The organism is Gluconobacter sp. DsW_058, assembly GCF_002153615.1.
Taxonomy (GTDB): domain Bacteria; phylum Pseudomonadota; class Alphaproteobacteria; order Acetobacterales; family Acetobacteraceae; genus Gluconobacter; species Gluconobacter cerinus.
The window spans coordinates 100,910-121,138 of the sequence record NZ_JOPH01000001.1 but is presented as its reverse complement, the minus strand read 5'-3'; the positions used below and the strand labels follow the sequence as shown (position 1 = coordinate 121,138).

Genomic DNA, 20,229 nt, shown 5'->3' with positions numbered 1-20,229 from the left:
CATGACGACTTATTCAGGATCCACGGCAGGTTTCCTGGCCGCTGCCCAGGCGAATGCGGCCGTTCTCGCTTATGCGAAAGAGGACAATTATGCCGCCATTCCAGCGGCTGCGTTCCAGAAGACCCGTTTCACAGGCGAAAGTTTCAAGCCAACGGACAGCCGGCAGCGTCCGGATGAAATCAACGATCTGGCCGAAGCTGCGCAGGCTGTCACCACACAGGTTTCAGTCTCTGGCACGCTGTCGGGTGCCCTGTCCGTCGGCACCTATGATGACCTCTTAGGGGCCGTGCTGTGTAACGACTGGGCCGAGGACGGTACGGTGCGCAATGGCAAGGTTTACAAAACCTGGTCCATTGTCGAAGCGATTGGCGAGAAATGGTTTGTCCGGCCGGGGGCCATCTGCACCAGCGCGCAGCTGACGTTCTCCCAGGGCTCCTTTGCGCAGGTCTCTTTTGACTTTACGGCTGCGCGCCAGGATCAGGCAGATGCGGATCCAGCCTCGGGCTATCTGGACGCACCGACCGGGACGGTCCTCGACACAGTCGGGAATTTCGGTGGTGTCACGATCGATGGCACGACGCCGGACGGCTGCATCCGGACCCTGTCCATCAAGCTCGACCGGAACGGCAGCGGCGCAGATTACGGCAACGGTCATGCCGACGCCTGCGGTGTGCGCCATGGCGAGCTTGAAGCATCTGGCCAGCTTCAGATGTTCTTCAAGTCCTACGCTGTCTATGAGCGGTATGCGTCTGGCAAGGGCGGTCCGATCGCTGTCACGGTCACTGACGGGACAGGAAACGGCTATGTGCTGACCTTCCTCAACGCCGTTCTGCTGAACCCGCAGATCAATGCCGGCAGCAAGAATACCTCCATCATGGCCACCTTCGACATCGAGGGAAATCCGGCGGCCGGTGGGGGCACCTTCCTGATTGCGAAGATCAAGCCGGCTGGCGGCTGATCCTTCCTTTCTGTTGCCCTGAATGACCGCCTCCGGGCGGTTTTTTTATGTCTCACGGGCTGACATCAGCCCTCAGATCAGAGTGAATCACTACCATGGCAAAACTGTCTTCCTTTACCCGCAATCAGTCCCGCGTCTCTGAAGGCGAGCGCATTGTCGTCGGCCCTGCCGGCGAACAATTCGGCATCACGACCCGTGGCTTTACCCCTGCCTATCGGGATACGTTTTATGCGCTCAAGGCTGAAGCCGCACGCCGTCTGAACCGCACGATCGTGCCAGGGGCAACGCTGTACACTCCGGACACGCTGCCGCCGTCCGAGGAAGACAAGGTCCAGGGCATTGCCATCTCCCGTGAATGCGTTCTCGGGGTGGACGGACTTCAGAAAGACGATGACGGCCCGGACATCACGGTGGATGAGTTCAAGGCCATGCTGGAAAGCGGCAATTATCCGGTTCTGGTCTTCCTGGCGATTTCTGCGGCGGGCCGGGTCGGTGACGAACGGGTGCAGCAGAATGAAGCTGCCGTGGGAAACTGATCAGCGCCCTGGAATGGGAACTGGACTGGGGTGGGTTTGTCGGTGACGGAGAAAGTGCCGAAATCCGTGAGTTCCTGCTCGAACAGCGGGTTCTCCCCCATCCCTGGCTGAGTCGGCCGTGGCGTTGCTGGCATGAGTTGCAATATGACCGGCAATGGGTCGAAGACCTGGTCGGCGTGGGTATGGGCAAAATCCGGGGTATTGCCCGGCCTTTGCCCATCCAGTGGGTCACGATCGAAGCCTGGTGTGAGGCCAATGACCTTCCATCTGAAGAGCGGGTCTGGCTCCTGTTCCAGGTGCGCGCAATGGACGCCGTTTTTGTCCGGCACAGAAATGCAAAAATTACAGCAGAAGTCACCAGCTTCATGCGGGGGTAACGATGGCAAAACCGCGTTCCGTGGCCCGAAGTATTCGCCTGTTCGCGGATCGGACCCTCTCTCCGGCCGCGCTATCCGCAAAACTGGCGCAGATCGCTATCCAGGAGCGTGACGCACTGATCAGGAGCGGGGACGCGCCGCCGCACTGGACCACCACTGTGGATGGCCGTCTGGGCGCTTCGGAAACGTCTGTCCGGCCGGATGGCTTCATTCTCTACAAGTTCAACACTCTGGGGCTGGCCGTCAAAGCCGCGCTCCAGATCTGCAAAGATCGCTCTCCGGTACGGTCTGGAATTTACCGGGATACCTGGATTGCTGCGGTCGATGGCAAGCCCTGGCGCGGGGATCTGTCCGAGATCCCGGACAATGTGGAAATCATGATTGTCAATCCGCAGCCCTATGCCCGGAAAATCGACACGGGCGCGATGAAGGGCATGAGCGTTCCGCCTGGCATCGTTGAAGCAGCCAGGCAGTACGTTCAACGCCAGTTTCCAACGGTCACGGCACAACGGGCCTTTGTGTCTATCCCGGCCGGCCTCTTCAACAATGCTCCCTATATCCTTCGACGCAGTCAGGGGCGTTCGAAAGACAGGGCGGCCGGAAAACCAATCACGTATCCGGCCTTAATTCTTACAAGAAGAAACTGATTACTTGTCGCAATCTATTGTCAGTTCTTTCCGAACGCCATCATTGTCTGTGCTGATGACTTTGTATCCCGTTGGGCACTCTTTATTTGCTCGTTCGTAGCAAATACGGAGCGGGGCAGCAGTTCCGCAGCCGATGATGTGATAAGCGCCGCCGCCCGGTTTTGGGACTGATGAGGCAGTCGTGCAGGCCGTCAGAGCTAACGGAAGGCCCAGTAAAAATTTCCAGTTCATCGCAATAACCTCTTAGTAAATCCAGGGGACGCTACCATGCCGACTGTAGAACAGCTTAAAGTCGCTTTTGACAGTCAAATTGCGTCCTCTGCCGCCGCCGATACTGACGCATTGAATAAGCTGGCCGATGGTATCGACCGTGTAGGCGATTCCGTCGAAGTCACAGACACGAAAATGACCAGATCCGGGAAAAGCGGCCCGGGATATGTCAGAAGTCTGGACGCGGTGACCAAATCTGCAACAGCCCTGACCAAAGCACAGACGACGCTGCAGGATGCTGAAGACAAGCTGGCAGAAAGTGTGCGCCGTGGCGAGGTCACGCAGGAAGAGGCTGGCCGTGCGCTTGATAAGCAGCGGGAAATCGTCGGCAAGCTCGTGACTGCCCATGAAGAGGCTGTGGCGGCCACAAAGAAATCCACTGATGGCCTGAAAGAGACATCGGAAACGGCCAAGGTCTCCAGCTATCAGCTGGGCATTCTGGCGGACGAAGCGCACAAGTTTTTTGACCAGGTCGCCAGCGGCGGATCTGCCATGAAAGCTGCCTTCTACCAGGTGCCGAACATGGTCCAGGTTGTGGGCGGCCTTGGCAATGCCGTCCAGCTGGTCGGCGGATACTTGAAGCTAGGCCTTGCTGCCGGTGCCCTTGCAGCCGGGGCCGCCATTTACAAGATGGGCGCTTATGCCGAGGCCGAGCAGGAACAGCTGGCTGGCCTTTCGCAGCATCTGCGAGCCGCACGGGATGACTACACCGCAATGGCGGCTTCCGCCGAGTCTGCGGCACGCAAGCTCTCATCCACCAGTGGCCTGTCTCTTGAAGACAGTCGGTCCGTTACAACCACATTTGCTGCCGTTCCGACCATTGATAGCTCAAGCCTTCAGAAGCTGTCTGCAGAAGCGCGGGATCTGGCGGAAGTCATGGGTGAAACGGTGCCAGAAGCGGCTAAAGAAATGGCGGCCGCCTTCACCGACCCTGCCAAAGCGGCTGAAGATTTTGCGAATAAGGGACTGCTTGGCGTTCATAGGGGGCTGGTCGACCAGATTTCTGATCTTCAGAATTCTGGAAACCGCCTTCAGGCCTGGCAACTGCTGATGCAGCAGGTCGGAACAGCCACGGCTGGCGCAGCAGAGCATGGCCTGACGCCTCTTCAAACGGCACTTCATGACCTGAGCACTGCCTTTTATGGCCCAATTGACGGCGCAAAATCTCTGGCTCAGTGGCTGGGCGATGGCATTGACGTTGCCGCGACAAAGGCCGTGCGCAGCCTGGCTGAAGTCCTGAACGGAATTAACAAGATCCGGACGTCAACGCTGAATGGCGACGATCTGGGTGGGATCACGCAAAAATCCAGCGTCTCATCTTCCTCCAGCCTCTCAGACATTATTGACAGTGTCGGGACGAAACTGAATGCGCCGTCTGATGTCATCTCGCTGGCACATCGGATGCAGCCCATTGAAAGTCCCGAGGGACAATACAAGAATGGCCGGGTTGTCGTCTCGTCTGCTGGTGCTATTGGCGCCATGCAGGTCGAGCTTTCGAATGCAAACGGCAATGACCTGAATGATACAACCGGCAATGTGACTGCCAGTGAGCAGTACCTCATCAAGCTGTATCAGAAGTACAAGGGCAATCAGATCCTTGTGGCCATGGCGTACAACTGGGGTCCGGGCAATGTCGATGACTATCTGAGCAGAAAAACGAACACGGTCCCAAGTGGTGTCCTGGACTATGCGCAAAGAGTCACGGGCGGTCAGGCGTACAGCGCTACAACAGTCGCAGCCAAGCGGACCTCTGTGGATGATGCGTTGGCCACGTCTAACGGATCCACATCTGCGGCGTATCAGTCAGAGTCGCAGGAAATCGCGAAACTGACGCAGGCCCAGAAAGATCTGTCAGATCTTCGCAAGGCTGGTGTTTATACCGACGGGGAATACGCCACTCAGATGCAGGGGCTGACAGAACGTCTGGGCGTACACCGCGCAGCGCTGTTGAACCTGCGAGACCCGATGCAGGAACTCACGCATCAGCAGGGGCTGGCAGAGCAATCTGCTCATACCTATTCGGCAGCAGAACAGGCCATGGTCCAGGCTGACCAGGCAGCCGAACAGGCGGCGCAGAAACTGGGACAGGCGCATGCAACGGCGGCGCAGCTTCAGGCGGCTGAGGCAGGTCAGCAGGCTATCCTGACAGATCAGTTCAATAACTCTGTGGCGGCTGTTAATCGGCAGACAGCGGCGCAGATGGATCTGGTGGCAGGCTATGATGCCACAAAGGGGCCGCTTGCGCAGTATCTCAACGCTGAAGAGGCAGCAGAAAAAGCGCGGGACACGTCCACGGAAGGCACAAAGGAACAATCGCGCCAGATCCTGATCTGGACGGGCGTTCTCAATTCCGCAACAGCGGCCAAAGTAGACCTGGCCTCCGCTGGGAAGCTGTATGGCCAGAGCCTCGACCTTGATTACATCAAGGCGGAAACAGCGTTGCTCGGGCAGAATTCTGATGCGGTATCGGTTCAGCTTGCCGTCCTGAAAGAGCGCAATCAGATTTTGAAAGATGGCGGCGATGCGGAAAGCGAGGCCAGCAAGAAGAATCTGACCAACGTTGCGGCGATCCAGTCAGCCACAAATGCCTACCAGCATCAGCAGGACACCCTGAATGAGCTGACCAGTGATATCTCGTCCGCAGCGGATACACTGTCGAGCAGCTTCACACAGGCCCTGGTCAACGCCTCAAATGGTGGGGTGACGTTCAAGTCTGCCATGCAGGGTGTGGAAAGTCAGCTGATCTCGATGATCGCCAAGCTGGCGCTGATCAATCCGCTTCTGAGTGCCATCGATGGCAAAAGCCGGACAACACTGGGGAACGTCTCTTCCATTCTGTCTGGTGGAAGTTCTTCCAGTTACACGGCGCAGGATGATGCGGATGCTCTCGGCGGCCTTGGGTCGGCGGGATCGGCTTCGGGTTCTCTGAGTAGCGCGGGCGGTTCAACGTCCTGGCTTTCCTCCGGGCTTAAAACCAATCTGTTTGGAACTGCTACGGTCGGAAACCTGCTCGGTGGTGTTGGTGGCGGGTTCGGGATCGGCTCTGCCCTGTCCGGGATCGGCGGCGGCCTGAAGAGCAACGGCACAATCGGAAGTGCCGTAGGTGCTGCGGCGGGGGCTGCGGCTGGATCCTTCATTCCGGTTATCGGCACCATGCTGGGCGGCCTGATTGGTGGCGGTCTGGGCGGTCTTTTCGGTGGCATGTTCGGCCACAAGAAAAACCCGTACACGATCGACCAGGTCATGACGACGGACGGTCAGCTGTCCCTGGGCAAGACCTGGAATCAGGCACAAACTGACCAGATCACGGAACAGCTGAAGAGCGACATTGCGTCCTTCAATTCGGTTCTGTCCTCTGCCGGCGTTACGATTGGCGGCGGTGATGGCGGCCTGCTCGGAACGGTTCGTGACGACAAGAACAACAAGGATGCGTCCTTGCAGTCCGTGTCGCTGACGGATCTTCTGAAACAGGCGACGTACAGCACGTCAGATGCGACGTTCAATCAGGCGCTTCAGCAGGGGCTGCCGAGTGATGCGACCTCCGTGTCGGATTACGCGACAGCCATTCAGAACCTGAAGACCATGGCTGATACTGTTGATCAGCTCGGCGTTGCCGTCTCGAAGTTCAATTCGGACGGCACCGTCACGGTCGGGACTTTCACCCAGGCGACCGGGGATCTGAAAACAGCGCTGACGACGGCTCTGGGCGGGAAAACCCTGTCCACGTCCGATCTCCAGACGCAGATCTCCACTGTCACCACGTTCGTCAACACAACCATGCCGGATCTGCTCAAGGCCACTGTCTCCGGGCAGCAGTCCTGGGTGGACCAGATGGCGGCCTTGCGACAGACCTATGATGTCGCGGGCTCTCAGGCGGGCGCATACGGGCTGGACGGAACGCAGCTCAATGCAAAATACCAGTCTCTCTATGACGAAGGATTTGCAGAACAGCTGGACACGTTGCGCGATTCAGACACGTCCGTGAGGGCGCGCTATCTGACGGCGACGGGTGACGATCAGGGGGCTGCCCTTCTGAATTTCGACACCAGTGCCGATCAGCAGCGCAAAGCCCTGGACAGCGCCTGGCAGTCGTTCCTGGGGGATGCCTATAAAAGCAATGACGAATACCTGGACGAATCTGCGGATCTCGAAAAGGCTCTGGCCGCTGAACGGCTCCAGATCCAGGAGCAGTACAACGGCACCAGCCTGGCGCAGATGAAGCAGTATCAGGAGCAGGCGCAGCAGTCTCTGGGGTCGGTGTTCTCCAGCCTGGCAGACTATGCCCGTGGTCTGGATACCTCGGACGCATCCCCATTGTCCGCGCAGATGCAATATGCCGCTGCCAACGACAATCTCCAGTCCGACTACAAGGCGGCCATGGCGGGGGATTATGATGCCCTGTCACGGATCCAGTCGGATGCCAGCACGTTCCTGACGGCTTCAAAAACCTATCAGGGGTCCGGGACTGGCTATGCTGGCGATTTCTCCAGTGTGGCCAATATCCTGAAATCCCTGGGAAGTGCTGATACCGGTAGTCTGACCACGTCTCTGGTCCAGCAGCTTGTGCAGGCCCAGTCGGACACCACATCCGGCAGTGTTTCCACAACCGCGCTGTCTCAGGCTGCGGACAAGCTGACGGCGTCGGTCGGTGCGACGGCGTACCCTAACGCGGCTCAAACCCTGTCCGGAGCAGCCGCGCAGACAGATCAGGGGGCTGGCCTGGGTGCGGGCACTGTGTCTTCAACAGGTCTGTCTCAGGCGGCTGAGACGTTAATGTCCTCTATCGGACAGATGACGTTTTCTGGCATTGCTCAGAGCCCGTCCGGAACAACGGCGGCCGGCACGTCTCTGGCGAGCCCGGACGTCCAGACGCTTGTGACAAGCCTGTCTGGCACCGAAAGCAGCCTCCTGGATCTTCTGAAACAGCTGCTTCAGAAAGTTCAGGATCAGACCGCAGGAACGCAACAGGTGCCAGTCCAGCTGGACGCCATCATCAAGGTTCTGGAGACCATGCAGAAGGACCAGAAGCTGAAAGCTGCCACGGACGCCACGCGGCCGAGGGCAGCCTGATGCGGTTTCGCACGATTGAAATGGATATCGTTCTGCCGACTGTCATTCAGCCGGCAGCGGTTCCAGGCTGGGGTGATGCGCCCTGGGGCGCACTGACCCAGCTTCCGGATGATCCTGAATCTCTTGAAACCCTGCGCTATTCCGATGCGGGATATGTGGACGAAAACCACGTCCCATATCCGCCGTATGTGACCCAGGCGCTTGATCTGACACGGTCCCTGACCCTGTCAGCCGATGCCTTGGGCGGATCTTTCTCGATCGGGATCCTGACGCTGGCCAATCCGGATGGCGTTCTGGATGGCCTGCTCCAGACCCGCGTGAATGATCATCTGCCTGTGCGGATCCGTGAGGGCACGCGCCTGTGGGATGGCGCGCGCCAGATCTGGACGGACCCGGTTTCATCAAACCTGAGCCCGGTTTTTTCAGGTCTCGGGAAAAACTGGCAGCCGGGTCTGAACAGCGTGTCGATTACGCTGCTCGATGCCACATACTGGCTGGATGGCACCATGCCGGTTTCAATCTATGGCGGTACCGGCCGGCTGGATGGGGACAGCAATGTCTCCGGCCGGAATATCCCGCGTCTGCGGGGGCGGGTCTGCAATATCTCGCCTGTGCTGATCGACAGTGCCAATTATGTCTATCAGCTCTCAGACGGTCCGGTCTCCATCACGGCCCTGTATGAAGGCGGTTTTGGCGGTGGCATTGCGTTCGGGGGGACGGTTACGGATCTCTATGCCGTTTCTCCTGCACCGGGCACCTACACGGTTCTGTCCAGCAGTGCAGGAACATGGATCCGCCTTGGCACGAAGCCCGTCTATGGCATCACCGTGGACGCCGTGGGCCGGTTCCGTTCCGGGGCCAGCCCTGAAAACGTCCTGGACGTCTTGCGCCAGCTTCTGATTGAAGACCTGGTCCTGCCGGCAACCTACATCGATGCCGCCTGGCCAGCCTTCTCTGACCTCGCGCCCTATTGGGGCGGGTGGTACTGGGATGGATCGGACAGTGTGACGGGACGCCAGGCTGTGACCACGCTTCTGTCTGGCCTCGGAATTTCCCTGGTGCCGACGCGGACCGGAACGCTGCGGCCGATCCGGCTGCGGGATCCGGCCGAGGCGGGCGCGCCGCTTCTGACCCTCACCACGGATCTGATCAGCGCGATCAGCCCGGTGGCTCTCGACAGTTCTCTGGATCCGCCCACGTGGCGCTGGCGTACTGGCTGGCAGCACGTCTTCACGGTTCAGACATCCGGCTCTGGTCTGCATCCGCAGGCCGCATCCGACCGGCAGTCCTTGATTGCCGAAAGCGACCGGGGTGCCGTGTGGTTTGATACCGCGATCAAGGCGTCCTGGCGGGTGCCTGGAGATCCGGCACTGATCACAACAGCCTTAGCCAATCAGGCAGACGCGCAGGCCATTGCAAACTGGCATGGCGCTGTCTGGGGCCGTTGCCGGCATCTCTGGGCGGTGGATGTTCCGCAATCCGCAGCGCTCGCCGTGGATCTCGGGGATCCTGTTCTGCTTCAGGCGCCTGTGCCTGGTGCGAAAACGGCCGTTCCGGGTGTGGTGATCAGCGAACACGTCAGCAGCTCCAGCACGACAACAACCCTCACGATACTGGTCTGACACAATGCAAAACTGTGGTTTTGGCTGGGAGAACCGCGTCCTGGACGCGGCGATCGCGGTCAGTGGCGAGGTGCCCGGTCTGCCGGGAACCAACCTGCGCAATCAGCACGGTGCGGCCAGTCTTGGCTGGCGGGTGCCCTCCACCGGGGGCACACTGACGCTGACCCTGTCTGGATCTGCACCCGTTCGGGCGATCAGCCTGCACCGGACCAATCTGTCCGCTGCAGCAACCTGGCACATCGAACTGCGTGCGGGTGGAAACAGAACATATTCCTGGGATGGATCTGCGGCGGTGGCGGGAGGTCAATGCGTTCATGTTCTGCCTGCCGGCCTTTCGGCGGATGCCATCACGCTCTGGGTGAATGATCCGAACAATCCGGACGGCTTTCTCTCAATCCCGTTGGCCTTCGTCGGTCCTCTCTGGCAGCCGGCGCGGAACTACTCCACGGACAGCACGGAAAACCTGAAGGTCGGTCAGCAGAGCACGACCACGCTGTCAGGCGGTGAATTCGTAGATGCGCGCTATGTCCAGCGCGGCCTGTCGATCGCGCATCAGTCCTATGGTGATGCGGATGCGCCTGTCCTGCGACAGATCCAGCGGGCCGCCGCTACGGGCCAGAATATTCTCTTTATCCCGGATCCGGACAGCGACCCTCCTGCGCTGGCTGAAACCGCGCTGTTCGGGCGGCTGTCTGGTGGGGATCTCTCCAATCCGTTCGGGCCGGCTGATCGCCATGCCCAGACCCTCACTCTGACGGAAAGGCTGTGACATGGCAGCGCCCTTGCTCCTGGACCTTGTCCTGGAGACCTCGACCACACCGGGAACCGCGTCATTCGTTCTGAATGGGGCCGTTCAGGATCGGCGCTCGTTTGCGGCGGCCGCACCAAGCGGTGGGCAGGTGTTCTATTTTGCCGATGATGGCACGCAGGCGGAATGGGGTGTGGGTGTCCTGACAGTGGGCACACCGAACACGCTCAGTCGCCAGACCATCCGGGGTACGACGCAGAATTCCACGTCAGCCCTGAATTTCACCGGAACGGTCCGGGTGTATTCCTGGGTTCCAAGTTCCTATCTGCCGCTTCTGGATGGCAACGGCCTGCTGACAGTGGCGGGTCTGTCCACGGATGGAGCGGCTATCAAGGCGCTTGTCGTGTCAGACAGTGCCCTGGTGCCGAATGTCGGTGACTGGGGCAGTCAGCAGTCCGTGCCTGCGGTTCAGGCGGACGGGCGATACCTGCGGAAATATGGTGACTCCGCCGCAGTGGCTCCGGACCTGCTCACGATCTATCTGGGCAATGGTCAGCTCGGGGCTTATGCAGGTGGAAGCTGGCACACCTTCCAGCCCGCCGGCGATTATGCCACGAATGCCCGCGTCAATGACGTCGCCAGCAGTGCAGCCAACGCGGCCAGTTCCGCCAGCGCCAATGCAGAGACCCGAATTCTGCGTGCGGGCGACACAAGCAACAATCAGACCATCAACGGCTATCTGACGGTTCAGTATGGCGGGGGGAAATTCAGCTTCCAGCCAGACGGAAACGCCGTGGCCTATGATGGATCGGGAAACGCCTTTTTCTCCGTGTCTTCGGGCACCATCAACTGGAACGGCCATGGCTTTGTCTTCACTGACGATCTGCCGCTTCCCAAGACGGACAAGATTGTCCGCATGATCGTCCGTGGCGTCGCCTCTCAAAGCCGCGTGACGTTCTCGTCCGGATTCTCGGATACGCCGCAGGTGATGGCGCAGAACGCCAGTCCCAGCGATGCGAACTGCAAGGCGGTCAATGCCGATGCGGGTGGCTTCACGTTGTGGATCAACGGCGGCGGCACAACAGACATCACGGTATTTGCAATCGGACCCAAATAAATGACCACTGCTCTTGAGGCCATCAAGGCCGCCTATCCTGATCGCTATTATGCGGCCACGGATGGCACGACCGTCACGGGCGTTTATGACGCCTGGTCCGGCACCACGGAAGATCCGCAGGCCCGCATCAATGTGCTGGATCTGCCGGCCGTCTCCAGCCTGATCGTGCTGACGGCCGACCAGTTTTCTGACACGGTCGGGGCCAGCAACATCCCTGTCAGCAATGGCGCGCTGACCTATGCCGGCCGGTATGTCGCCTGTTACGACCACACCGCCGCGCAGCCCACCGCGGTTCTAAGCTGGTTTGATCTGTGGGCGCTTGGCTCGCATGCCAATCTCCCGCCTCTGGCCGATATGCACTTTCTGTCTGCGGCCGAATGGCAGGCTCTGGGCGGGGATCATGGCTACAAGGGCAACAAGGGTCTTCAGGACGGCAAAATCGTGGATTACACGCCGCCGCCCGCGCCTATTCCGCTGACGCTCCAGGCCGAGACCGAACAGGTGTGGATCCAGCAACAGGCCAGCCTGGCCGCTGCCATGGGTGAGACCTTCACCGACGCCATGAAGGCTTACGTGAAGGCTGTCGCGGCGATTGCCAGCGGCACTGATACCACCAGCACGGCATTGCCCGCGCGGCCTGACCCGGTCCTGGCCTGATCGCCAGCCCCTACACTTAACCCTGTTCTGATAGCCGCCTCCGGGCGGCTTTTTTATGGAAAAATCATGCCTGATACACAGACCTCCGCTCCGAGCCTCAATGTACCTTCAAGCAAGGATGAGGTGATCCGGGTTCTGGAAGACCGGGTGCTCAAGCTGGAAACGCTCGTCTCAGCGCTCGGCGACAATCAGTCTGATCTACGGGCTGAAATGCGCTCTGAGATCGCATCCCTGCGCACCCAGATCAGTGATCTGAAAGAAGATCTGGAGGACGGAATCAAGGCACTTGGATCCAAGGTCGATCGCGTCATGGGTGGCAAGGCCGTTGTCACGGCGGTGGTCACCCTGGCGACGTCTATTCTTGGGTCCGGGGTTGTTCACTTGGTGGTATCTGTTGGGAGGTGATTTTTCTTCGGAAGAATTTATCTATTTTATTTAGACAAGGAGAATTAAATCTATTTAATAAATCTATATTTACGAATAGATAAAAAATAACTATCATTGCGTTAGTATATATAATCAAACTACAAATAACTTCAAATAATTTTCCTATACTTACTGGAACCTTTAATCCCATGACCAAATAAGATGCAATGAGTCCAATTGCAGCCCCCGAAAAAGACATCATTGATTTAGAGCAAAACAAGATAAAATACTTTATAGATTTTGAAGGTTTAATTTTTCTAGCATACCCAAAAAGTCCAACAAAAATATAACTAAAAAAATATGGAATTAGAAATAAAAATAATATCCAAGTGTATATTATAATTTCTCCCTTTAAATCTATAAAAGTATATAATATATCTTGAAGAAATTCTCCTACACTTCCATTTGGTTTGTAGTTTGAATCAACATAATTGTATTTTATTATAAAGAAATTAATTGAAAAGAATAAGTAAGAATTTATTAGTATAAAGAACATAGATTTTTGATATGTTGTGCCGTTAGTTAACTTAATAGCGAAATTTGTTGATAGACAAGCCATTGGAAGTAGCAAAATCATATCCAATATTATCTTAATCATTGAGCCATTCCATCAGAATAATTATAAATTCGATATTTTTAAGTGACGTAACTATACTAACACAATAGGAAAATTCCATGAATGAAACTGCCGTCGTGCTGGCCACGACGCTCCTGAAGCTGCCCGGATTCGAAGGGTTCCGGTCGAAGCCCTATGTTTGTCCTGCCGGGTGCTGGACGATTGGCTATGGAAGCCGCTGGCTGAAATCCGGAAAGCCTATCACGGCCAGAACGCCGCCCATCAGTGAAGCGGATGCGGCGAGTCTGCTGCTCCAGTCAGTCATGACCTACGACGCGGCCCTGTCGCGCCTGGTCAAGGTTCCGCTTTCGGATGTCCAGCGGGCGGCGCTTCTGTCCTGGCAATACAATGTCGGCACACCAGCCGTGGAAAGCTCCACGCTTCTGCGAAAGCTGAATGCAGGGGATTATGCTGGCGCGGCCAATGAGCTGCCACGCTGGAACAAGACGACCGTGAAAGGCCACCTGATCGAGCTGGCCGGCCTGACCAATCGCCGCGCCTATGAACGGGATGTGTTCTTGGGCAAGCGGACAATCATGAGGGCAAGCCATGCAATGGTCTGATCTTCTCGGACTGCTTCCGCCGCAGGTCTTGTTTTGGGGTGGTATCTTTCTTGTCCTGGCATCGGTGCTGCTGAATGTCTGCGGCTTTCTGCGGTCTCGGATTGCCCCTCCGGCTCCCGGATCTCTTTGGGTCAGGCCGTATCAGCTTCTGAGCGTTCTGGCCTTCGAGCAGAAATATGCTGCCGCCATGTACAAGATCGGGCTCACGGCCGTCATGACGACGCGGGCTGAAGCGCCACTTCTGAAAAAGGCCGGCGCAGACAGTGGCGTGCAGATCCTCGACAGCCAAGGCAAGCCCAAAGCGCCGACCTGACTGAGCCCTTCAGCCGGTCCTGGCTCGATCATCCTCATTCCTCAGGTTTCCGAAGGAGGCAGCACCCCAGCTGTCAGACCGTCGGATGCAATGCCGCCCATCGAGGTGGCTTTTTTTATGGAAGAAACACCAATGGCTTTTAGTTCTGTTACCGCCCTTGAAGGTCTTGTGAACCAGTCTCTGGGCAAGGCTGATACACCCTCGGTCCAGCAGGGCATCAGCGTCGGCGGTCTCGTGGTTCAGGGTGTTCTGGCAGCCTCCATGTCGAAGCTCGCCGAGCATGTCGATATCACGGCGTTCGATGCTGCTCTGACTAAAACGCTGGAAGGTGCCACGGAACTGGAGCGTGTCATCGCTGCCGGCCCGGCCGTTCAGCCGGCGATGGAAGCGCCTGGCCAGTGAGTACCGCCAATCTGACGATTCTTGGCGTCATGCTCCTTGTGGGCGTGGCGTCGGCCTTCGGGCTTTATCGAGCCGGGGGTAAATCGCAGAAAGCCGATACGGCTGATCAAGACGTTAGAACCGCGCAGAGTGCTCTCGATCGGGCTTCAGCCATGGCTCAGGCTGAAACCAATAAGCCTGCAGCAAAAGATGCTGTGTTAGCGAGATTAAATAGAGGTGATGCATGAAGTGGATTGCTCTTGGGTTTGTTCTCACGAGCTGCACATCAGTCCAATATGTGCCTTGTCCCACCGTCATTGCTTACTCCAACACTGATCAAATGGAGTTAGCGAATGAGATCAACGACAACCCCCGGCAGCAGATTGTGCGCTGGCTTGGGGATTACATCGGCTTGCGCGACCAAGTCCGCGCATGTCGCGGTCGGTAAAGAAAGAGGAACGAGGTCGGAGGGAAGAAACCTAATTTAACGGATATAACTGCCAAACAATGGGGAGCCCACACTCATCGGATGATCATCCACAGATGCACTACTATTGCACTTGCGCTCATAACTTGGTTTGATCCGGAGAATAAAGCAGGGGTATTAGAATGGCGAGTGCAATCGGCCTACGTGGGTATTTGGTTACGGCGCATAAGAAGGGTGATCGAGCACGTCTGCCATTCAATTCCAGTGAATTTAATATCACACCGCCACAGTTCTTCACGAACTTCGTTAAAAATCACGCCGTAGCTGTCCAGAACGAAGAGAAGGAACGTAGTTGGTATTTTGCCGAGCGTGAAAAAGATAGCTTAGGAAATAGCAAAGGCTACACACATTACGGCACATTCGGCTTTGAGAGTAACTTCGTAGATAGCAAGACGAAGACGCAAAACTATCGACGCAAAGTTAATGATATTGAAGAAATACCACTGTTCTACGAAATTTGGTTTCCAGAGAAGAAAGATTTTTTCTTCGCGGCGTTCCAATCATTTCAAGGAAGGTCGTGCATTGGACTCATTATGGATCAAGCACAGCAGGAATTTACAGCCATCAACCCCGGCTATGTGTTGAAATATCAAAAGTTGCTTCCCAGCGAAAGCAACAGTCTCTACGACAAGGAGCCGGTTAGAAGTCTTCGCCTCATCAAACGCAATGCTCCACAGGACGTAACGGATCGCTACCTCGGCAGAGAAGCTCCGGATGAGGTAAACTTCGAAGTGCGTCTATCCGCCCGACGTAGTAAGATTCTTGGGTTGTTCGGCGAAGTGACGGGGGCACTGAAAACAAGTGACGCCGGCTTAGTGCTACATGATGGCATTGAATTCTCTGAGGCCTACGCCGATGTGAAAATCGGCGGAAAGTATCGTCCAGTTGGGGTATTCGGCAGTGACTCTAACGCTGGTGTTATCGACATTACCGAAGATGTTATTCGTGGCAGCGACGGTCATCCCACATACCAATCTCTATGCGAGCAATCCGATAAAATACTTTTAGATTTCTTCGATACCCTAGATAAGACTAAATCATGAAAATCAACGTAGGATCAATATTTAGGGACCATTTTGGAACCCTATATGATAGCAGAACAAACAAAACTTCTATATTTGATATTACTTTGTTTTACGTTCTTCCTTTCGTTACAGCTGGATTTTCATATTATGCCGGACGCAGCTTTACATCTGACACATATAATATTTCCATTACATTCTTCGGTATCTTTATTGCGCTGATATTGAATATTCAGGTAGCAATGTTTTCCATCTTCCAACGAAAATGGGACTTACCCTCCGACACGCGCATTGCGACATCGATAGCAAACACACTTGCAGATCGGAAGAGGTTACTGATCGAGCTGAACGCTAACATGTCTTATCTCGTTCTCGTTTGCTGCGCTGCACTGGTGCTTTCATTACTGTCATATGTCCAGTCGCTCCAAAGCTGCATTATTTCTGCTGCCATGGTGTTTCTCTATGCTCACTTTCTGTTAACGTTGCTAATGGTTGTCAAACGCGCTCATGCACTGTTCGATAAGGAATATCGTGATAGTCCTAATTGATTTTGATAAAGGGGATTCAGCGGAAAAATTTCAAATTTTATCTCTCTTGAGAAAAGATTCAGACAAATAAATTGAATTTTCCATACTTTGAAAAGGTAATTCCGGATTGTAGAATTCACCGTTCTTGATTGGGAGGCCATTATGACAGCGAGAAAATGGGCATTATAAATTTACCAACTTTGCACACGCACAATTTCGCTAAGACGGGTTGTATAGCGATCAGAAAGCAGCGATGCCCTAGGCTGCCAATCCCGATTTCTACCTGTAGAAGACAAGCGGATAACGCCCGATCCAAATCGTATATTAATCGCATCCATGGCTGTCATGGCCGCTGCTGAGACTTTTGACTCTCGCAATGCGAAAAGCTGCGATTGCCGACACGCCGGTCTAAGGTCAGTTAAGATCACGCCTGCTTTGAAATAGCGGTAGGCTGGAATCCAAATGGCTTCCGCGAGTTGCGTCGCATGTCGGATCAGATCGCGGGTGTCAGACGTAGGCTCAATGGCTGCACCGACATGCTTTGCGTACCAGGGATCTCCATTGTGAGGATTGGTCTGGATCAAAACAGAGAGGTGAGCGGATTCCAGATGCTCGGCACGCAGCTTCTCTGCTGCCCTGGCTGCATAATGAGCAAAGGCTTCGCGGATCTCGGACCATTCTGTCAGCAAACGGCCAAAGGTCCGTGTCGAGGCAATGCTTTTCCGACTGGACGAAACATCCGAAAGCGCAAGGCACGACTGTCCACGCAGTTCCGCCTGGACGCGCGCGCCCACGATAGTCAGCAAATTCCGGATTAATTTTGGGTCCAGTGAAACAAAGTCTGCCACTGTCTCAACACCTGTCGACTGCAGTTTCTTTACAGTTTGCCTTCCAATCCCCCAGACATCTTCGATGCTGGTGACAGCGTACCATTCGGCCCGGATGCGCGGGTCTGTCAGGTCACATAGCCCTTCGAGGCGCGCGTGATCCTTGGCCAGACCATTCGCCAGCTTGGCGATCGTCTTTGTTGGTCCCCACCCGACGCAGGTCGGAATTTTCGCCTCTTGCCAGACAGCCTCCCTGATATCCTTACAGCGCTGATACAAGTCACCTGGCAGGCTTGTCAGGTCGAGAAACATCTCATCGATCGAATAGGGCTCCACAGCAGGAACGCGCGCCTGAAGAACCTCGTACATCCGGCGGGACATGTCGGCATAAAGGGCGTAATTGGACGAGTACCAAACGACCGGCCGAGCTTCAGGGCGTTTACGAGCGAAGTGCCAGGGATCGCCCATCTTGATCCCAAGGCTTTTGGCTTCACGTGTTCTGGCTATGGCGCAGCCGTCATTATTACTGAGAACCACGACCGGCTTGCGCTTTAGGCGCGGCTCGAAAGCACGCTGGCACGAACAATAGAAAGAGTTGCCGTCAATAAGGCCAAAGACAGGCATCAGACGTCTGTGCGGACAAGACCGGTTGCGACAGCCCAAATTGAGACGTCGGTGTCATCATCAACCTGCACAGGTTTTGTGGCCCCTGACGGGCGAAGCCACCAGCCATCGGGACGCTGTGTCAGCTCACAGACGCGCAGTTCATCCCCAACGCTGGCCACGACGACGACACCCGCCCGAGGAGCCAAGGCAGAATCGACCACCAGAATGTCGCCGTGCTTGATTCCGCGTCCGACCAGGGCATCACCTTCGACGCGAACGGGGTAGCGGCTTGGCTGACGCAGATCCAGGACGGCCGCCATCAAGTCGATGGTGCCCTCGATATTATCAGCTGCGGGTGATGCAAAACCCGTTGTACGGTCGCCTTGATACGCCATCTTCTCCTCCTGCTTAATGAGAACAGAAAGAGAACATAACGAGCTGCGTCAAATGAATTCTGAAATGAAATTTTGTTTGCTAGGAATTTCAGCAAGTTAGGCGGAACGCCTTAGACTGAGAGGGTCATTGTTTTACAATTTCCCTCTAAGTCATTGATTTTAGGTGGTGACATTAGAGCTGTGTTAAAACGCAAGGCTATAATTTTATTAGAGAAATCTATTCCTCTCGCGGACACCACACAAAGCTCCCCTTTCTCCATTCCGAAGTAATATTTTACATTTTCCCTACGCTTTACAGTCACGATAATTTTCGTATTTTCCAATAAATTTTTTATTCAACAATTTTTGCATACCTCCCTATTCAGAGGAATTTACACAGTAAAAATCTTCGAAACAGCGATAAAATATTGCCAGATTTTTTAGTCACTATTAGGTTTTTACTTTCCATTCGTATCGAATCACTTCGGAAAGCCATTAAGGTAGGGCCGGTTAAAAATTGTCCGCATTCCTCCACCTCTAATGTTTTTGAAGACGCCAGTTTTTTCAGTAGGCCGCTTGTCCACTCACCTTGGAAATTTCCGCAGCCTAAGGCCAAATTTAGCACACGGTGCCCCTAACCTCAGATGAGCGGTTAGTATCGGCACCGTATCTCAAACATACCCACTTCGACGCGAATGCTTATGTGAAGGGACCGACCCTCCACATGTGATGACCCAAAAAGTGCGAGTACGTTACAAACATGTGTTTGGCCTACTATGGCGATCAAACGTGACATCAGCCTGCATTACAAAATAGCGATTGAGGCATAAGGAGAGCCTGTGACATGAAACTCGTGAGGACAGTTTTCATCGCCGTCTTATTACTGCCTTGCACGAGGCATGCAGTGGCCGATCCCGTCAATGCCGTGCCAAACTGGCGATCTCATACTCCAGCTGGAAATCCGGAAGATCCTGTCAGGTCTGATGCCGTCAACGGGCGGATGCAAAATCCCAGCATTCAGGGCGGTTCAGCCTCAGGTCTTGACGTCACCACTTCCGTGGCACGAGCCATCGGAGCTCCGACAGCACATACACTTGCTGATCATCTGGGACGCATTCTCAGCCCTCTGGATTTCGGCGCCAAATGTAACGCCACCATTGATGATCATGTCGCGCTCTCGACCGCTTTTGCCTATGTTATGGCCACCGGCAATTCACTGACGTTCCCGGCGGGTCGGCTTTGCGTCAATAACGCACCAATCCGCATTTTAACCGGATCAGGCAATATTGTTGATATTAATTTCAACAGCGGAGGCGTTGTGACGACGACCGGATCAGATTTTCGGGTCTTCGATGGATCAAATGTTCCCAAGATGTCCGGCTTCAACATTCATGATGGCGTATTTTTTGATACGGCCGGAAAAGCAAAATTCGTGCCCGTCCAGAACGCGAAAGAATTTTTCGGATATTTCCAGTCCAGCATTCACGGCATGTCGGTTCCTAACAAAGACCCACGTTACCCAAATGCTTCTGTTGTGTCTGCGGGGGCAGGGTCCTTATTCTACGGACAAAATGTCGGCCATTTCAGTATCTATAGAAACTACGGCTCGTTTTCTCGGGCCTTCACCGAGTTCACGGGCGTGGCGAAAGCAGTAGGAACAACCGGCGCAGACCAGTACTCATCTGATTCTGATGTCTATGATAACAGCGTTCAAGGCGTTTATACGCAGGAGTCAGTCGCCGTGCGTATTCACGATCATGTCCAAGGCATCTTCGTTTCTCGAAACAGGTTCCTGACATTCGGGTACGGGGTATACATGGGTCCAGCAGATCATACTGGATCCGAAGGTATGGAGATTGTAGATAACGGCCTGAATGTGAAATATGGCGGTATCTGGATTCAGGGCGGCTTAAATATCGTCTCACGAAATAACCTGCAGGCCGCAGCTAACCCGTCTTTTATTGGCTACTCAATCGGTAGCGCGACGGCTTCGAGCGTATATTCCGTGATTACGGACAATGGTGCGAATTCTCTGGGTGGACAACCAACCCAGACAACACCTGTCTACCAATTATAAGTGTCAGA

General features: G+C 55.3%; 19 protein-coding genes. 16 read left to right on the top strand and 3 right to left on the bottom strand.

Going from position 1 to position 20,229, the window contains the following annotated elements:
- Position 1: 1 nt before the first annotated feature.
- The 10 genes from HK24_RS00585 (at position 2) to HK24_RS00535 (ending at position 12,407) form a co-directional block, all read left to right on the top strand.
- Positions 2–958, top strand: a complete 957-nt coding sequence (locus HK24_RS00585; RefSeq protein ID WP_086632903.1) for a phage tail tube protein — start codon at positions 2–4, stop codon at positions 956–958.
- A 95-nt stretch (positions 959–1,053) separates the two neighbouring features.
- Complete coding sequence (locus tag HK24_RS00580; protein ID WP_086632902.1) at positions 1,054–1,494, top strand: hypothetical protein; 441 nt, start codon at positions 1,054–1,056, stop codon at positions 1,492–1,494.
- Positions 1,495–1,676: 182 nt separating this feature from the next.
- Complete coding sequence (locus HK24_RS00575) at positions 1,677–1,871, top strand: hypothetical protein (protein WP_143412277.1); 195 nt, start codon at positions 1,677–1,679, stop codon at positions 1,869–1,871.
- A 2-nt stretch (positions 1,872–1,873) separates the two neighbouring features.
- Positions 1,874–2,518 (top strand): hypothetical protein, encoded by a 645-nt coding sequence (locus HK24_RS00570; protein WP_086632900.1) that lies wholly within the window; start codon positions 1,874–1,876, stop codon positions 2,516–2,518.
- A gap of 267 nt (positions 2,519–2,785) precedes the next feature.
- Positions 2,786–7,858: a phage tail length tape measure family protein gene (locus HK24_RS00560; protein ID WP_086632899.1), complete on the top strand. Its 5,073-nt coding sequence runs from the start codon at positions 2,786–2,788 to the stop codon at positions 7,856–7,858.
- Positions 7,858–9,480: a hypothetical protein gene (locus tag HK24_RS00555; RefSeq protein WP_086632898.1), complete on the top strand. Its 1,623-nt coding sequence runs from the start codon at positions 7,858–7,860 to the stop codon at positions 9,478–9,480. The genes HK24_RS00560 and HK24_RS00555 overlap by 1 nt, the downstream gene beginning before the upstream one ends.
- 4 nt (positions 9,481–9,484) lie before the next feature.
- The gene (locus HK24_RS00550; protein WP_086632897.1) at positions 9,485–10,249 is read left to right on the top strand and encodes a hypothetical protein; all 765 of its coding nucleotides are present in this window, start codon (positions 9,485–9,487) and stop codon (positions 10,247–10,249) included.
- Between the two features lies 1 nt (position 10,250).
- Positions 10,251–11,345 (top strand): hypothetical protein, encoded by a 1,095-nt coding sequence (locus HK24_RS00545; protein WP_086632896.1) that lies wholly within the window; start codon positions 10,251–10,253, stop codon positions 11,343–11,345.
- Positions 11,346–12,002 carry a hypothetical protein gene (locus tag HK24_RS00540; protein ID WP_086632895.1) on the top strand — a complete coding sequence of 219 codons (657 nt, stop codon included), beginning with the start codon at positions 11,346–11,348 and terminating at the stop codon, positions 12,000–12,002.
- Positions 12,003–12,068: 66 nt separating this feature from the next.
- Positions 12,069–12,407, top strand: a complete 339-nt coding sequence (locus HK24_RS00535) for a hypothetical protein (protein WP_086632894.1) — start codon at positions 12,069–12,071, stop codon at positions 12,405–12,407.
- Here the strand turns inward: HK24_RS00535 and HK24_RS13385 are convergent.
- Complete coding sequence (locus tag HK24_RS13385) at positions 12,358–13,005, bottom strand: hypothetical protein (RefSeq protein ID WP_143412276.1); 648 nt, start codon at positions 13,003–13,005, stop codon at positions 12,358–12,360. The two genes, HK24_RS00535 and HK24_RS13385, sit on opposite strands and share 50 nt — an antisense overlap.
- 98 nt (positions 13,006–13,103) lie before the next feature.
- Between HK24_RS13385 and HK24_RS00530 the strand changes: the two genes are divergently transcribed.
- The 5 genes from HK24_RS00530 to HK24_RS00500 all read left to right on the top strand — a co-directional run bounded on the left by HK24_RS00530 (position 13,104) and on the right by HK24_RS00500 (position 16,358).
- Complete coding sequence (locus HK24_RS00530) at positions 13,104–13,607, top strand: lysozyme (protein WP_086632893.1); 504 nt, start codon at positions 13,104–13,106, stop codon at positions 13,605–13,607.
- Complete coding sequence (locus HK24_RS00525) at positions 13,594–13,920, top strand: hypothetical protein (RefSeq protein WP_086632892.1); 327 nt, start codon at positions 13,594–13,596, stop codon at positions 13,918–13,920. The genes HK24_RS00530 and HK24_RS00525 overlap by 14 nt, the downstream gene beginning before the upstream one ends.
- Before the next feature lie 132 nt (positions 13,921–14,052).
- Positions 14,053–14,322: a hypothetical protein gene (locus HK24_RS00520; RefSeq protein WP_143412275.1), complete on the top strand. Its 270-nt coding sequence runs from the start codon at positions 14,053–14,055 to the stop codon at positions 14,320–14,322.
- Positions 14,323–14,910: 588 nt separating this feature from the next.
- Positions 14,911–15,831, top strand: a complete 921-nt coding sequence (locus tag HK24_RS00505) for a hypothetical protein (RefSeq protein WP_086632888.1) — start codon at positions 14,911–14,913, stop codon at positions 15,829–15,831.
- The gene (locus HK24_RS00500; protein ID WP_198942028.1) at positions 15,828–16,358 is read left to right on the top strand and encodes a hypothetical protein; all 531 of its coding nucleotides are present in this window, start codon (positions 15,828–15,830) and stop codon (positions 16,356–16,358) included. The genes HK24_RS00505 and HK24_RS00500 overlap by 4 nt, the downstream gene beginning before the upstream one ends.
- A gap of 170 nt (positions 16,359–16,528) precedes the next feature.
- On the opposite strand, the gene HK24_RS00495 is transcribed toward HK24_RS00500, so the two are convergent.
- Complete coding sequence (locus HK24_RS00495) at positions 16,529–17,788, bottom strand: Y-family DNA polymerase (RefSeq protein WP_086632887.1); 1,260 nt, start codon at positions 17,786–17,788, stop codon at positions 16,529–16,531.
- Complete coding sequence (locus HK24_RS00490; RefSeq protein WP_086632886.1) at positions 17,788–18,165, bottom strand: LexA family transcriptional regulator; 378 nt, start codon at positions 18,163–18,165, stop codon at positions 17,788–17,790. The genes HK24_RS00495 and HK24_RS00490 overlap by 1 nt, the downstream gene beginning before the upstream one ends.
- 883 nt (positions 18,166–19,048) lie before the next feature.
- Between HK24_RS00490 and HK24_RS00485 the strand changes: the two genes are divergently transcribed.
- Positions 19,049–20,221: a hypothetical protein gene (locus HK24_RS00485; RefSeq protein WP_143412274.1), complete on the top strand. Its 1,173-nt coding sequence runs from the start codon at positions 19,049–19,051 to the stop codon at positions 20,219–20,221.
- The last annotated feature ends 8 nt before the right edge of the window (positions 20,222–20,229 follow it).

What these genes read in the sequence shown, in the direction of transcription:
- HK24_RS00560 (WP_086632899.1), top strand. Translation starts at nt 2,786, where the DNA reads ATGCCGACTGTAGAACAGCTTAAAGTCGCTTTTGACAGTCAAATTGCG.
- HK24_RS13385 (WP_143412276.1), bottom strand. Translation starts at nt 13,005, where the DNA reads ATGATTTTGCTACTTCCAATGGCTTGTCTATCAACAAATTTCGCTATT.
- HK24_RS00545 (WP_086632896.1), top strand. Translation starts at nt 10,251, where the DNA reads ATGGCAGCGCCCTTGCTCCTGGACCTTGTCCTGGAGACCTCGACCACA.
- HK24_RS00535 (WP_086632894.1), top strand. Translation starts at nt 12,069, where the DNA reads ATGCCTGATACACAGACCTCCGCTCCGAGCCTCAATGTACCTTCAAGC.
- HK24_RS00585 (WP_086632903.1), top strand. Translation starts at nt 2, where the DNA reads ATGACGACTTATTCAGGATCCACGGCAGGTTTCCTGGCCGCTGCCCAG.
- HK24_RS00580 (WP_086632902.1), top strand. Translation starts at nt 1,054, where the DNA reads ATGGCAAAACTGTCTTCCTTTACCCGCAATCAGTCCCGCGTCTCTGAA.
- HK24_RS00550 (WP_086632897.1), top strand. Translation starts at nt 9,485, where the DNA reads ATGCAAAACTGTGGTTTTGGCTGGGAGAACCGCGTCCTGGACGCGGCG.
- HK24_RS00530 (WP_086632893.1), top strand. Translation starts at nt 13,104, where the DNA reads ATGAATGAAACTGCCGTCGTGCTGGCCACGACGCTCCTGAAGCTGCCC.
- HK24_RS00495 (WP_086632887.1), bottom strand. Translation starts at nt 17,788, where the DNA reads ATGCCTGTCTTTGGCCTTATTGACGGCAACTCTTTCTATTGTTCGTGC.
- HK24_RS00490 (WP_086632886.1), bottom strand. Translation starts at nt 18,165, where the DNA reads ATGGCGTATCAAGGCGACCGTACAACGGGTTTTGCATCACCCGCAGCT.
- HK24_RS00570 (WP_086632900.1), top strand. Translation starts at nt 1,874, where the DNA reads ATGGCAAAACCGCGTTCCGTGGCCCGAAGTATTCGCCTGTTCGCGGAT.
- HK24_RS00505 (WP_086632888.1), top strand. Translation starts at nt 14,911, where the DNA reads ATGGCGAGTGCAATCGGCCTACGTGGGTATTTGGTTACGGCGCATAAG.
- HK24_RS00525 (WP_086632892.1), top strand. Translation starts at nt 13,594, where the DNA reads ATGCAATGGTCTGATCTTCTCGGACTGCTTCCGCCGCAGGTCTTGTTT.
- HK24_RS00575 (WP_143412277.1), top strand. Translation starts at nt 1,677, where the DNA reads ATGGGCAAAATCCGGGGTATTGCCCGGCCTTTGCCCATCCAGTGGGTC.
- HK24_RS00555 (WP_086632898.1), top strand. Translation starts at nt 7,858, where the DNA reads ATGCGGTTTCGCACGATTGAAATGGATATCGTTCTGCCGACTGTCATT.
- HK24_RS00520 (WP_143412275.1), top strand. Translation starts at nt 14,053, where the DNA reads ATGGCTTTTAGTTCTGTTACCGCCCTTGAAGGTCTTGTGAACCAGTCT.
- HK24_RS00500 (WP_198942028.1), top strand. Translation starts at nt 15,828, where the DNA reads ATGAAAATCAACGTAGGATCAATATTTAGGGACCATTTTGGAACCCTA.
- HK24_RS00540 (WP_086632895.1), top strand. Translation starts at nt 11,346, where the DNA reads ATGACCACTGCTCTTGAGGCCATCAAGGCCGCCTATCCTGATCGCTAT.